This is a genomic window from Rhodanobacter sp. G2-10 (assembly GCF_055809185.1).
In genome coordinates this window covers 2,655,124-2,667,901 of the sequence record NZ_CM147900.1, presented here as the reverse complement: position 1 = coordinate 2,667,901, position 12,778 = coordinate 2,655,124, and the positions used below count along the sequence as shown (strand labels likewise).

Sequence of the window (12,778 nt, the reverse complement as noted above, 5' to 3'; positions counted from 1 at the left end):
TCACTTCTGCCTTCAAGCCAGCTTCTTGTACTTCACCCGATGCGGCCGTGCAGCTTCGTCGCCGAGGCGGCGCTTCTTGTCGGCTTCGTACTCGTTGTAGTTGCCAGGGAAGAATTCGACGTGCGAATCGCCTTCGAACGCGATGATGTGCGTGGCGATGCGGTCGAGGAACCAGCGGTCATGCGAGATCACGATCGCGGAACCCGGGAATTCCAGCAAGGCGTCTTCCAGCGCGCGCAGGGTTTCCACGTCCAGGTCGTTGGACGGCTCATCGAGCAGCAGCACGTTGCCGCCCTGCAGCAGGGTCTTGGCCATGTGCAGGCGACCGCGCTCACCGCCGGACAGGCTGCCGACGATCTTCTGCTGGTCGGTGCCCTTGAAGTTGAAGCGGCCGATGTAGGCGCGCGACTGGATCTCGAAGTTGCCGATGGTGAGGATGTCCGAACCGCCGGACACTTCCTGCCACACGTTGTTCTTCGGATCGAGCGCGTCGCGTGACTGGTCGACGTAGGCCAGCTTGGTGGTGTGGCCCAGCTTGACCTCGCCCGAGTCCGGCGTCTCCTTGCCCATGATCATCTTCATCATGGTCGACTTGCCCGCACCGTTCGGGCCGATCACGCCGATGATGGCACCCGGTGGCACCTTGAACGACAGGTCCTCGATCAGCATGCGGTCGCCGAACGACTTGGTCACGTTCTTGAACTCGATTACTTCCTGGCCCAGGCGCTCGCCCGGCGGAATGAAGATCTCGTTGGTCTCGTTGCGGCGCTGGTAATCGACCGAGTTCAGCTCCTCGAAGCGGGCCAGGCGGGCCTTGCCCTTGGACTGGCGGCCCTTGGCGGCCGAACGCACCCACTCCAGCTCCTTGGCGATTGCCTTCTGGCGCGACTTCTCCTGATTGGCTTCCTGCTTCAGGCGCCCGTCCTTCTGCTCCAGCCATTCGGTGTAGTTGCCCTTCCACGGAATACCGCGGCCGCGATCGAGTTCGAGAATCCACTCGGCGGCGTTGTCGAGGAAGTAGCGATCATGGGTGACCGCCACCACGGTGCCGGGATAGTCGTGCAGGAATTTCTCCAGCCAGTCCACCGATTCGGCATCCAGATGGTTGGTCGGTTCGTCCAGCAGCAGCATGTCCGGCTTGGACAGCAGCAGGCGGCACAACGCCACGCGGCGCTTCTCGCCTCCGGAGAGCGGGCCGACGACCGCATCCCATGGCGGCAGGCGCAGTGCATCGGCGGCCACTTCGAGCTGGCGCTCCAGCGCGTGTGCGTCGTTCGCGGCCAGCAGGTTTTCCAGCTGTTCCTGTTCCTTGGCCAGCTTGTCGAAATCGGCGTCTTCCTCGGCGTAGGCCGCGTAGACCTCTTCCAACCGCTTTTGCGCATCGAGGATTTCGGAAACACCTTCCTCGACCACTTCGCGCACGGTCTTTTCCGGGTTCAGGTCCGGCTCCTGCGCCAGGTAACCGATCTTGGTGCCGGGCTGGGCGCGGGCTTCACCCTGGAAATCGGTGTCCACGCCGGCCATGATCCGCAGCACGGTGGACTTGCCCGCGCCGTTGACGCCGAGCAGGCCGATCTTGGCGCCGGGGAAGAAGCTGAGCGAGATGTCCTTGATGATCTGCCGCTTCGGCGGGACGATCTTGCTGACCCCGTTCATGGTGTAGATGTACTGCGAGCTCATGCAACCTCCGAAAGCGTGCGCCGCGCCGGCCGTATGGCGGGTGCGGAAAGGGAATGCGTCAAACCGGGCATTATAAGACACGAGGCGACTTGAGGGGTCAGAGTGCCTTTTCGTCTGGACGAAAAGGCACTCTGACCCCGGTTCCGGACCCCGGCCCCGGCGGCTCGCTGGCCGCAACCGCGCGGCAGCGCTACACTTTCCGGCTAAACCTGCTCCCCATCTGCCGAGGCCCGAATGTTTCCGAAGAACTGCACGATCGCCGGTTATGACGATGAACTGGCCAAGGCCATCGCGGACGAGGGTCGGCGCCAGGAGGATCACGTCGAGCTGATCGCCTCGGAGAACTACGCCAGCCCACGGGTGATGGAGGCGCAGGGCTCCAAGCTCACCAACAAGTACGCGGAAGGCTATCCCGGCAAGCGCTACTACGGCGGCTGTGAGTACGTCGACGTGGCCGAGAAGCTGGCCATCGAGCGCCTCAAGCAACTGTACGACTGTGACTACGCCAACGTGCAGCCGCATTCCGGTTCGCAGGCCAATCAGGCGGTTTATCTGGCGCTGCTGCAGCCGGGAGACACCATCCTGGGCATGAGCCTGGCGCATGGCGGTCACCTCACTCATGGTGCCAAGCCGAACGTCAGCGGCAAGCTGTTCAATGCCGTGCAGTACGGCGTCGACGAGCAAGGCCTGATCGACTATGACGAAGTGCAGCGACTGGCGACCGAGCATCGGCCCAAGATGCTGGTGGGCGGGTTCAGCGCCTATTCGCAGGTGGTCGACTGGGCGCGCATGCGCCAGATCGCCGATTCGGTCGGCGCGATCTTCTTCGTCGACATGGCCCACGTCGCCGGCCTGGTCGCCGCTGGTGTCTACCCGAGCCCGCTGCCGCATGCCCACGTGGTCACCTCGACCACCCACAAGACCCTGCGTGGTCCGCGCGGCGGCCTGATCGTGGCGAAGGGCGCCGGCGAGGAAATCGAGAAGAAGCTGCAGTCGATCGTGTTTCCCGGCATCCAGGGCGGCCCGCTGATGCACGTGATCGCGGCCAAGGCCGTGGCATTCAAGGAAGCGCTGGAGCCCGATTTCAAGGCCTACCAGACCCAGGTGGTGAAGAACGCCAAGGCGATGGCGAAAACCTTCATCGAGCGCGGTTACAAGATCGTCTCCGGCGGCACCGAGAACCACCTGATGCTGGTCGACATGATCGGCAAGGAAGTCACCGGCAAGGCGGCGGAAGAGGCGCTGGGCAAGGCGCACATCACGGTCAACAAGAACGCCGTGCCAAACGACCCGCGCAAGCCGTTCGTCACCTCCGGCCTGCGCATCGGCACCCCCGCCGTCACCACGCGTGGCTACAAGGAAGCGGACGTCACCGAGCTGACCGGCTGGATTTGCGACGTGCTGGACGCACCCGATGACGAAGCCGTCATCGCCCGCGTGCGCGACGCGGTGACGGCGCAGTGCAAGAAGTTTCCGGTGTACGGTTGAGAGCGAGAAGTGAGTGAAGAGGAGTGAGAAGTGAGAGAAAGCCCAGGTTGATGCTTCCCTCTCGTTTCTCACTTCTCTACTCTCACTCCTGACTTTATGCATTGCCCCTTCTGCCAGCACGAAGACACCCGCGTGATTGACTCGCGCCTGACCGAGGACGGTTCGAGCGTGCGGCGTCGGCGCGAGTGCCCGCAGTGCGGTGAGCGCTTCAACACCTACGAGACCGCCGAGTTGAAGCTGCCGGCGGTGGTGAAGAGTGGCGAGCGGCGCGAGGTGTTCGACGAGCGCAAGCTGCGGGTGAGCTTCGAGCGCGCCTTGCAGAAGAGGCCGGTGGCCACCCACGACGTGGATAGTTCGGTCCGCGTCATCGTCAACGACCTGCGCAAGAGTGGCGAGCGTGAGGTGGCGTCGCGCCAGGTGGGTGAGCTGGTGATGCGCGAGCTCAAGAAACTCGATCAGGTCGCCTACGTGCGCTTCGCCTCGGTCTACCGCAAGTTCGAGGACGTCCAGGCGTTTCGCGAGGAGATCGAGAAGCTCGAGCGCGATCTGCCCGAACTGGACGGATTGCAGTTGCCTTTGCTCGACGAGAGCAAACGTGGCAGCAAATGATGTGTGCTCGCAGGCGCCAGTCCCCGTAGGGCGGGCTCTGCCCGCCATCGCGCGTCCGCGCAACGCCGAAACATGCGATGACCGAACACACGCGCTTCGTTCGATGCGACGCGGGCTTGATCTCGTGCACCTTGAAAGGCGGCGGGCGGAGCCCGCCCTACGCGACATCGGACCCGCTGTTGACGCGGGGCATCGGTGGCTGCCCATCCGCATGAAACCAGCGGCACCGGCCTTGGTAGGGCGGGCTCTGCCCGCCATCGCGCGTCCACGCAACGCCGAAACATGCGACGACGGATCACACTCGCTTCGTTCAATGCGTCGCGGGCTTGATCTCGTGCACCTTGAAAGGCGGCGGGCGGAGCCCTCCCTACGCGACATCGGACCCGCTGTTGACGCGGGGCATCGGTGGCTGCCCATCCGCATGAAACCAGCGGCACCGGCCCTCGTAGGGCGGGCTCTGCCCGCCATCGCTTGTGAGCGAGCCAGGATTTTTGCCCGGTTCTCCCATGCCGGCGACAACGCCACATCCAGGTTTTCCGTCGAGTCGGAGGGTGATGCATGAGCGATCCTGCGTTCAGCGCCATCGATCACGTGCACATGGCGCAAGCCTTGCGGCTGGCCGAGCGCGGCCTGTTCACGACCCAGCCCAATCCGCGCGTCGGTTGCGTCATCGCCCATGGCGATGAAGTCGTCGGCACGGGTTTCCATCAGCGTGCCGGTGCACCGCATGCGGAAGTGTTTGCCTTGCGCGCGGCGGGCGATCGCGCGCGCGGCGCCACCGCCTACGTGACGCTGGAGCCATGCGCACACCAGGGTCGTACGCCGCCGTGCGCCGATGCGCTGGTTGCCGCTGGCGTGCGGCGCGTGGTGATTGCCAGCGAAGACCCGTTCCCGCAAGTCAACGGTCGAGGTATCGACAAGTTGCGCGCAGCGGGTATCGCGGTTCAGACCGGGTTGATGCGCGAGGCGGCACGCGAACTGAACATCGGCTTCTTCAGCCGCATCGAGCGTGGCCGTCCATTCGTGCGGGTGAAGCTGGCGATGAGCCTGGACGGGCGCACCGCGCTGGCCAATGGCGAGTCGAAGTGGATCACCGGTGAGGCAGCACGCGTCGATGTACAGCGCTGGCGCGCGCGCAGCTCGGCGATCCTCGGCGGCAGTGGCACGGTACTGGCGGATAATCCGCGATTCACCGTGCGCTTGCCCCGGGGCGAGGCGTTCAGTCCGCCGTTGCGTGTGTTGCTGGATCGTCAGCTGCGTACGCCTTCGGGCAGTCATGTACTCGACGGCTCGGTGCCCACCTTGCTGCTGCATGGCGCCGCGGCATCCTGTGCCGACGACCGCTTCGCGCCGGTCGAACAGATGGTCGTGGCGTCCCCGGGCGACAAGATCGACCTGTCCGCGGTGCTTGAGTTGCTGGCGGCACGTCAATGCAACGAGGTACATGTGGAGGCGGGGCCGACCTTGTGCGGCGCGCTGTTCGCCGCCGGCGTGGTCGACGAACTGCTGCTCTACGTCGCGCCGTTGCTGCTGGGCGACAGCGGTCGGGCGTTGCTGCATTTGCCCAACATTGCCGAAATGGCGCAGCGTTGGCGGCTTCAGGTGCTGGAACAGCGTCAGGTCGGCGCGGATTGGCGCCTGCGTCTGCGGCCGGCCTGAGCGCCCCCGCTTCGTGCCAGCGTGGTGCGGTGTTCCGGCCTGGCAGTGCTAGAATCCGCTGGTCGGCCGTTGGTCGGCAACCAATACAGCGTCTTCAGGGCGGGGCGAAATTCCCCACCGGCGGTAGGCCCTTCGGGGCGAGCCCGCGAGCGCTTCCGGCCACACCGGAAGGTCAGCAGATCCGGTCAGACTCCGGAGCCGACGGTTGGATGCGGGCAACCGCTTCCTCACAGTCCGGATAAAGAGAAGACGGCACGGCTTGCGATCTCCGGATGGCACGTCAGGCCTCATGCCTTGAGGCGTTTTTCGCAGCTTCATCCGACGCGGGAAACGTTTCATGAAATTCAAAGTCACTCTTTGCCGCACCAGCTTCCCGGAAAGCCCGAGCTTCCGGCCTGCGCTCCTGCCGGAGCCGTGCTGATGTTTACCGGCATCATCCAGGCCGTGGGGCGCATCGCGCGACTGGAACCGCGTGGCGGCGATGTGCGCCTGCATGTCGGCACCGCCGACCTCGACTTGGCAGACGTGCAGCTGGGCGACTCGATTGCCGTCTCCGGCGTGTGCCTTACTGCGATCACGCTGGATAGGCACGGCTTCAGCGCGGATGTCTCCAATGAAACCCTCTCGCTGACCTCGCTGGGACAGCTCAAGCCCGGCGACCCGGTAAACCTGGAAAAGGCATTGCGATTGGCCGATCGCCTCGGTGGCCATCTGGTGTCAGGCCATGTCGACGGGTTGGGCAAGGTGGTCTCGATTAGCCCGGATGGTCGCTCACAGCGCTGGACATTCGAGGTGCCGGCAGCGATTTCGCGCTACATCGCGGCGAAGGGTTCGGTGTGCATCGACGGAACCAGTCTTACCGTGAATGAGGTCAGCGGTCACCGCTTCGGCGTCAACCTGATCCCGCACACGGTCGAGCACACCGCGTTCCACGCACGACGCGTCGGTGACGCGGTGAATATCGAAGTCGACGTGATCGCTCGTTATGTCGAGCGGCTGCTGTCCAGTGGTGAAGCGCCAAAGCTGGACGAGGCCTTCCTCAAACAGCACGGTTTCGCCTGAAGGCGAGAAGTGAGTGGAGAGAAGTGAGGAGTGAGAGAGATCTGGCTCGCTCCTGCTTTCTCTCACTGCTCACTTCTCTTCCCTCACTCCGCCATATCCTGAATCATCAAGACGCCCCGAGACCTATCCATGCCCTTCAACACCATCCCCGAACTCCTCGAAGACATCCGCGCCGGCCGCATGGTGGTGATCCTCGATGACGAAGACCGCGAGAATGAGGGCGACCTCATCATGGCTGCGCAGATGGTGCGGCCGGAGGACATCAATTTCATGGTGCGCGAGGCACGCGGCCTGGTCTGCGTCACCTTGACCGAACAGCGCACGCGCCAGCTTGGGCTGCGCCCGATGGTCAGCGACAACACGTCTTCGTACCACACCAATTTCACCGTTTCGATCGAGGCCGCCGAAGGCGTCACCACCGGCATTTCGGCGCACGACCGCGCGCGCACCATCCAGGTCGCGGTGAAGAGCGATGCCAAGCCACAGGATCTCGCCCAGCCCGGCCATATCTTTCCGCTCACCGCGCAGCCCGGTGGCGTGCTGACCCGCGCCGGCCATACCGAGGCCGGATGCGACCTGGCGGGTCTGGCCGGACTTGAGCCGTCGGCCGTGCTGATCGAGATCCTGCACGAGGATGGCTCGATGGCGCGCCGTCCCGAGCTGGAAATCTTCGCGGCGAAACATGGCCTGAAGATCGGTTCCATCGCGGATCTGATCCGTTACCGGCTGGAAACCGAGAAGACCGTGCAGCGCGTGCATGAGGAAGCGGTGGAGACCGAGTTCGGCACATTCCAGCTGGTGGCTTATCGCGACGTGATCCGCCGCGGCCTGCACTTCGCACTGGTGCGCGGGCAGGTGGATGACGGCGCGCCGGTGCTTTCGCGCGTGCATGTGCGCAACACCCTCTCCGACGTGCTGCACCTCAAGCGCGACGACCTCGGCCTCACCGTGACCGCGGCGCTGCGCCAGATCGCCGACGAGGACCGCGGCGTGCTGCTGGTGTTGTCCGGCGAAGACACGCCCGAGGCGCTGCTCGCGCGGTTGCACGGTGAGCCGGCTACGCAAGCCCCGGAGGAGGCGCAGCAGCAGGAGTGGCGGCAACTGGGGCTGGGCGCGCAGATCCTGGGTGATCTTGGCGTGCGCCAGCTGCGCGTGCTGGGTACGCCGCGCAAGCTGGTGGGCCTGGGCGGTTTCGGACTGGAAGTGGTCGAGTACGTCTGACCGGATCAGCTGTCGGCCGGCACCGGCTCGCGCACGCGCAGGGTGAACGCTCCAGCCAGCAGCAAGCTGGCGCCGCCCAGCGCCAGCGCGTAGATCGGCTGGTCATCGAAGCACAGCCGCAACAGCAGGCCAAGCACGCTGGCGGCCATCAATTGCGGGATCACGATGAAGAAATTGAAGATGCCCATGTACACGCCCATCTTGTGTGCCGGCAGGTTGTCCGACAGCATCGCGTAGGGCAGCGACAGGATCGAGGCCCACGCCACACCGACACCCACCATCGACAGCAACAGCCAGTCCGGGTCGCGGATGAGCAGGAACGAGAGCAGTCCTGCGCCACCCAGCCACAGGTTGACCAGATGGCTCCAGCGCAGACCGATGCGGCGCACCAGCAGAGGGATCACCAGGGCGGCCAGCGCGGCGAAGCCGTTGTAGGCACCCATCAACACGCCGACCCAGTTGGCGCCGGTGTTGTAGGCGACCGAGTGCGGATCACTGCTGCCGAATTGCACGGCGGTCACCGCGGGCGTGGTGAAGATCCACATCGCGAACAGCGCAAACCAGGAGAAGAACTGCACGATGGCGAGCCGACGCATGGCATCGGGCATGGCGTAGAGATCGCCCATGACCTGACGCAACATGCCCTGGCTGCGGCTGAAGGCCAGCCACGCGAACAATGCGCCGAACGCCAGCAGGCCGCCGGCCAGCACGTAGAGTTCCTTCTCCAGCGAAAAGTGCCGGATCGCCAGCAGCACCAGCAGGCCGGCGACGAGCAGCAGCAGGCCCGGCCGCCAGGCGCGCGAGGTCTCGACCGGTAGCGGCTCGGCGGTGTCGTCGAAGGCGCGCAGTTGCTCGGGCGGATACTCGCGCGTGGAGATGACCGTCCACAGGACGGTGCCCATCAGCAGCGCGCCACCCGCGTAGAACGCGTACTTGACCGTGTCCGGAATCATGCCGTCGGGCGCCACGTTGCTCACGCCGATCTTGGTCAACAACCATGGCATCAACGAGGCCACCACCGCGCCCACGCCGATGAATACGCTCTGCATCGAGAAGCCGCGTGGTCGCTGGTGTTCAGGCAACTGGTCGCCGACGAAAGCGCGGAATGGCTCCATCGACACGTTGAACGACGCATCCATGATCCACAGCAGGCCCGCAGCGACCCACAGCGCGGGCGAGTTCGGCATCGCCAGCAGGGCCAGCGTGGCGAGCACGGCGCCGGCCAGGAAATAGGGGCGACGACGGCCGAGCCGGTTCCAGGTGCGGTCCGAATAGTGGCCGATGATCGGCTGCACGATCAGCCCGGTGAGCGGCGCGGCCACCCACAGGATCGGGATGTCGTTCACCTCGGCGCCCAGGGTCTGGAAGATCCGGCTCACGTTCGCATTCTGCAGCGCGAAGCCGAACTGGATGCCCAGAAAACCGAAACACATGTTCCAGATCTGCCAGAACGACAGTTCGGGCTTTTTGCTCATGGTGTGCCGGTTCCGTTCGCCAGCGGCGCGATCTGCAAGGCGTCGATGTCAGCCTGGTTCAATGGCCCGTCGATGCCGCCGGCACCGCCGGTGTAGTGCGCGAAGTTCTGCAGGTAGCTCATGTTGAAACCGTCTTGCAGCGCGAACGTGCAGCGGGCGTTTGCCTCGGTGTTGAAATCGGCGTAGGTGGACTGTTGCGTGGCCACGCTGTGCGGCATCACCAGCGGCACGCGCCGCGTGTCGCCGCCGTCGCAGTGGATGGCCAGCCATTTCACCGAGGCGGTTACGCCGGTACTTATCGGGCCGTTGGCGTTTCGATAGTCCACCCACACGCGATAGTTGCCGGTGGCGGGCGCTACCCACTGGCGCGGCCAATGCCCGCTGATCTTGTCGACCTGACCGGCGCAGGTGGCGGGGCTGGGCAGTGATTCCAGGTCGTGCGCATCGACACGAGTGGCGCGCACACAGATGAGCCCGGCGGTTCGCGGCAAGCTGCCGCTGCCATCGATGCTGCTGGCGCGCTTCCCGTTGACGTAGAGCTGGAGCTTGCCGTCACCCTTGACCGTCCAGTGTGTGCCGTCGGCTTCCAGTGTCGGCGCGGCTGGCGCAATCGGCGAATACAGGGGGGCGTCGGTACGCAAAGGTGGCGCGTCCACCTGGATCGACTTAAGCATCACCGTGGTGTGCGTGCCCTGCGTGCGAACGTGACCGGCAACCAGCAGGTTGCCGTCGCGCTGCCTGGGTAATTGCAGGGTGATCTGGCGATCGGGCAGGTTCAGGCTGATCGCGTTGCGCTCGCCGAACAGGGTGGGTATCAGCGAGGAAGGCAGTTTCGGCTGCACGCGGCCGTCCTCGCGGAGGCCGAACACGCCCTCGGTGACCACATCGAGGTAGGCCGCCACCGACCACAGCTGGCGCGGCGAATTGACCACCGGGCCGCTGAGGGTGCCATCGTCGACGTGCTGGCCCTGGGTCAGCAGCTCGTAGTTCTCCAAGTTGGAACCGTACAGCGCGGCGCCGCGCATCACCGAGCGGATTTCGTGGGCGATGCGTGCAGGGTCGTTCACCTTGCGCGCGGCACGCAGCGCGTAGGCGCTGACGAACGGCCAGATCGCGCGGTTGTGGTAGATCGGCTGGTCGATCCGTTCGGGCCACATCACGGGGCTGCCGGCAGGCCACGTGGGATAGTTCTCCAGCGTCTGGCGGGCACGCTCACCGTCTGCCACGCCACTGGTGACCGCCAGCGAGATGCCGAGCAGGTCGTAGCTGTCGATCGGGGTGCCGTCACCACCGATATAGCTCATGTACATGCCGCGTTCCGCGCGCCAGAAATGGCTGTTGATCGCCTGCTTCAGTGCCACCGCCTGGATGCGGTAATTGTTTTCGGCGGTGGCTTCGTGGTGCATCCCGGCCAGCTTTGCGGCCAGTTGCAGTGCCTCGTAGTGCAGCACGTTGGTGGACAGCGCAAACGACTGGCCGATGAAGCGAACATTGTCGGCGGTCCAGTCCGGGTAGCTCTGTTCGCGCCAGTCCATGAACGAGGTTTCGCCGCGATACAGGCCGAACCTGGCGTCGAACACGTATTGCCGATCCTGCACCAGGGTATCGCGCAAGGCGGTCCATACCTGGTCGGCAAACGCCTGGTCATCCAGCAGATGCCGGGCACCCAGGAACCAGACCACGCGGTCGGTGCTGATCGGCCAGCTGCCGCCCGAACCGGTGTCCTGCATCACGTACGAACCCTGCGGCGCGCTCGGCACGCGCACCCCGGACAGCTTGAATTCCAGACCGTTGCGGGCACGCGCCGCATCGAACCGCCACAGGCCCAGGTCGACCGAATAGGAAAGGTCACGCGTCCATACATACGGCCACTTCAGTCCGGTCTCGAAGCAGTGGCAGGGGATCGGCTGGCCGTGATCGAACGCGCCGTCGCGGATCGCGGTGACCGAGTCCAGTCGCAAATCGTCCTGCGCCATGGCGTACAGACCATCGAACAGCGTGCTGGCGGTATCAGCCTTGAGCGGCTGTGAGGAAATCACCCGCTGGCCGAATGGCCACGCCAGCGTGTAGTTGTCCTGCGCGTCGCGACGGATGCTCACATGCACCCCGTGCCAGTCCAGACCGTCCGTCCAGACGGGTGCGGTCGCGGGGGTTGCGGCCATGGTGGCTGCCAGCAGCAGGCTCAGCATGGGGCGGCAACCGGGATCGGGGCGTGGGTCATGTGAGTCATGCGATGGATTCTCCAGCAGCTGTTATGTCATGGCGATGCGCGGCTTGCATGTTGCGACTGCAGCATCGGCACGCCGTCATCCGCCCGGCCATCCCGCATGGTAGGCAGCGACAGCCGCTCGCGGCCAGTCGATGCATACGTATTCATGCCGGGGCTGGCGCTGGTTGCGTACGGATCCTCGGTCACCCCGCATGGCGGGTTCTTGTCAGCGAGTCGGCGCTGACTGCATAGTGATTGTCGTCGCGACGACACTTGGATCAATGCATGCGGGTACGGCTGGAAGATGTAGCGCGCCGCGCGGGCGTATCGCCCAAGACCGTGTCGCGCGTGCTCAACGACGAGGCCAACGTCAGTGACGCCACGCGCCAGCGCGTGTCCGCGGCGATGGAGGCGATGGACTATCGGCCGCTGTCTTCGGCGCGCAGCCTGGCCGGCAATCGCTCCTTCCTGGTGGCGATGCTGTACGACAACAACGACAACCCGGCCTCGACCTACCTGGCCGAGATCCAGGACGGCGTGCTCGAGGCCTGCGACACTCATCGCTACAACATGATGGTGCGTCCGCTGCGCATGCGTGGCGACGATTTCAACCGTCGGCTGGATGCCTTGATCTCGGACCACCATCCCGATGGCGTGGTGCTCACGCCACCGATCACCGACTACAAGCCGCTGCTCCGGCAACTGCGCGAGCGCAATGTCGCCTGTGCTTGCGTGTCGCCGGTGCACCCGGGCAAGGCCATCGGGGTGGCGATGGACGAGGTGCAGGCGGCGGCGGCCCTGGTTCAGCACCTGCTCGAGCTCGGCCATCGACGCATTGCCCATGTGGTGGGCATCCGCGATCACGGGGCGAGTCGGTGGCGGTTGGCGGGTTATCGCGCGGCGATGGCGGCGGCCGGACTGGCCGAGGATCCGGCGCTGGTGGTGCAGGGTGCCTTCAATTTCGGCTCCGGGGTCGCGGCGGCGCGAAAGTTGTTTGCGCTCAAGGATCGCCCCACCGCGGTGTTCGCCGCCAACGACGACATGGCGACCGGAGTCATGTGGGCCGCCAACGAATACGGCTTGAAGGTGCCGCAGGATCTGTCCGTCTGCGGCTTCGACGACATTCCGCTGGCCAGCCAGCTGTGGCCCGCGCTGACCACCGTGCGTCAGCCCAGCCGCGAGATGGGACGCATCGCCGCCACCCAGCTGCTGGAGTTGCTGCGTGGTCGTGGTCCAGGCGCGATGGTGCAGATTCCGTTCGCGCTGCAACTGCGCGAGTCCACCGGCGCGGTGCCGGCCAAACCCCGCAAGCGTTGATCGGGCAGGCCGCGGCTGCGGCCGAAGGAGATTTTTCAGGGTCAGTTGACAGCGCTGT

Annotated in this window: 9 protein-coding genes and 1 riboswitch; of the genes, 6 read left to right on the top strand and 3 right to left on the bottom strand. The window is 65.2% G+C overall.

Annotation, left to right across the window (positions count from 1 at the left end; genetic code table 11):
• Positions 1–12: 12 nt before the first annotated feature.
• Complete coding sequence (gene ettA, locus AC0L58_RS12160) at positions 13–1,680, bottom strand: energy-dependent translational throttle protein EttA (protein ID WP_473683734.1); 1,668 nt, start codon at positions 1,678–1,680, stop codon at positions 13–15.
• A 234-nt stretch (positions 1,681–1,914) separates the two neighbouring features.
• On the opposite strand from ettA, the gene glyA reads away from it, so the two are divergent.
• The 5 genes from glyA to ribBA all read left to right on the top strand — a co-directional run bounded on the left by glyA (position 1,915) and on the right by ribBA (position 7,719).
• On the top strand, positions 1,915–3,168 hold the full coding sequence (gene glyA, locus AC0L58_RS12155) for a serine hydroxymethyltransferase (RefSeq protein ID WP_473683732.1): 1,254 nt from the start codon (positions 1,915–1,917) through the stop codon (positions 3,166–3,168).
• A 96-nt stretch (positions 3,169–3,264) separates the two neighbouring features.
• Positions 3,265–3,777 (top strand): transcriptional regulator NrdR, encoded by a 513-nt coding sequence (gene nrdR, locus AC0L58_RS12150; protein ID WP_473683729.1) that lies wholly within the window; start codon positions 3,265–3,267, stop codon positions 3,775–3,777.
• Between the two features lie 597 nt (positions 3,778–4,374).
• Positions 4,375–5,436 (top strand): bifunctional diaminohydroxyphosphoribosylaminopyrimidine deaminase/5-amino-6-(5-phosphoribosylamino)uracil reductase RibD, encoded by a 1,062-nt coding sequence (gene ribD, locus AC0L58_RS12145; protein ID WP_473688717.1) that lies wholly within the window; start codon positions 4,375–4,377, stop codon positions 5,434–5,436.
• Positions 5,437–5,522: 86 nt separating this feature from the next.
• A riboswitch (FMN riboswitch) is annotated at positions 5,523–5,691 on the top strand.
• Between the two features lie 165 nt (positions 5,692–5,856).
• Entirely contained in the window at positions 5,857–6,498 is a 642-nt protein-coding gene (locus AC0L58_RS12140; protein ID WP_473683727.1) for a riboflavin synthase, read from the top strand.
• A 129-nt stretch (positions 6,499–6,627) separates the two neighbouring features.
• Complete coding sequence (gene ribBA / locus AC0L58_RS12135) at positions 6,628–7,719, top strand: bifunctional 3,4-dihydroxy-2-butanone-4-phosphate synthase/GTP cyclohydrolase II (RefSeq protein ID WP_473683725.1); 1,092 nt, start codon at positions 6,628–6,630, stop codon at positions 7,717–7,719.
• Between the two features lie 5 nt (positions 7,720–7,724).
• On the opposite strand, the gene AC0L58_RS12130 is transcribed toward ribBA, so the two are convergent.
• Together AC0L58_RS12130 and AC0L58_RS12125 are read right to left on the bottom strand one after the other, a co-directional pair.
• On the bottom strand, positions 7,725–9,194 hold the full coding sequence (locus tag AC0L58_RS12130; RefSeq protein WP_473683723.1) for an MFS transporter: 1,470 nt from the start codon (positions 9,192–9,194) through the stop codon (positions 7,725–7,727).
• The gene (locus AC0L58_RS12125; protein WP_473683721.1) at positions 9,191–11,383 is read right to left on the bottom strand and encodes an alpha-L-rhamnosidase-related protein; all 2,193 of its coding nucleotides are present in this window, start codon (positions 11,381–11,383) and stop codon (positions 9,191–9,193) included. Before AC0L58_RS12125 ends, AC0L58_RS12130 begins: the two co-directional genes overlap by 4 nt.
• A 305-nt stretch (positions 11,384–11,688) precedes the next feature.
• Between AC0L58_RS12125 and AC0L58_RS12120 the strand changes: the two genes are divergently transcribed.
• Positions 11,689–12,720 (top strand): LacI family DNA-binding transcriptional regulator, encoded by a 1,032-nt coding sequence (locus AC0L58_RS12120; RefSeq protein WP_473683719.1) that lies wholly within the window; start codon positions 11,689–11,691, stop codon positions 12,718–12,720.
• The last annotated feature ends 58 nt before the right edge of the window (positions 12,721–12,778 follow it).

Coding starts and splice junctions, on each gene's coding strand:
- ettA (WP_473683734.1), bottom strand. CDS start 1,680: ATGAGCTCGCAGTACATCTACACCATGAACGGGGTCAGCAAGATCGTC.
- glyA (WP_473683732.1), top strand. CDS start 1,915: ATGTTTCCGAAGAACTGCACGATCGCCGGTTATGACGATGAACTGGCC.
- nrdR (WP_473683729.1), top strand. CDS start 3,265: ATGCATTGCCCCTTCTGCCAGCACGAAGACACCCGCGTGATTGACTCG.
- ribD (WP_473688717.1), top strand. CDS start 4,375: ATGGCGCAAGCCTTGCGGCTGGCCGAGCGCGGCCTGTTCACGACCCAG.
- AC0L58_RS12140 (WP_473683727.1), top strand. CDS start 5,857: ATGTTTACCGGCATCATCCAGGCCGTGGGGCGCATCGCGCGACTGGAA.
- ribBA (WP_473683725.1), top strand. CDS start 6,628: ATGCCCTTCAACACCATCCCCGAACTCCTCGAAGACATCCGCGCCGGC.
- AC0L58_RS12130 (WP_473683723.1), bottom strand. CDS start 9,194: ATGAGCAAAAAGCCCGAACTGTCGTTCTGGCAGATCTGGAACATGTGT.
- AC0L58_RS12125 (WP_473683721.1), bottom strand. CDS start 11,383: ATGCTGAGCCTGCTGCTGGCAGCCACCATGGCCGCAACCCCCGCGACC.
- AC0L58_RS12120 (WP_473683719.1), top strand. CDS start 11,689: ATGCGGGTACGGCTGGAAGATGTAGCGCGCCGCGCGGGCGTATCGCCC.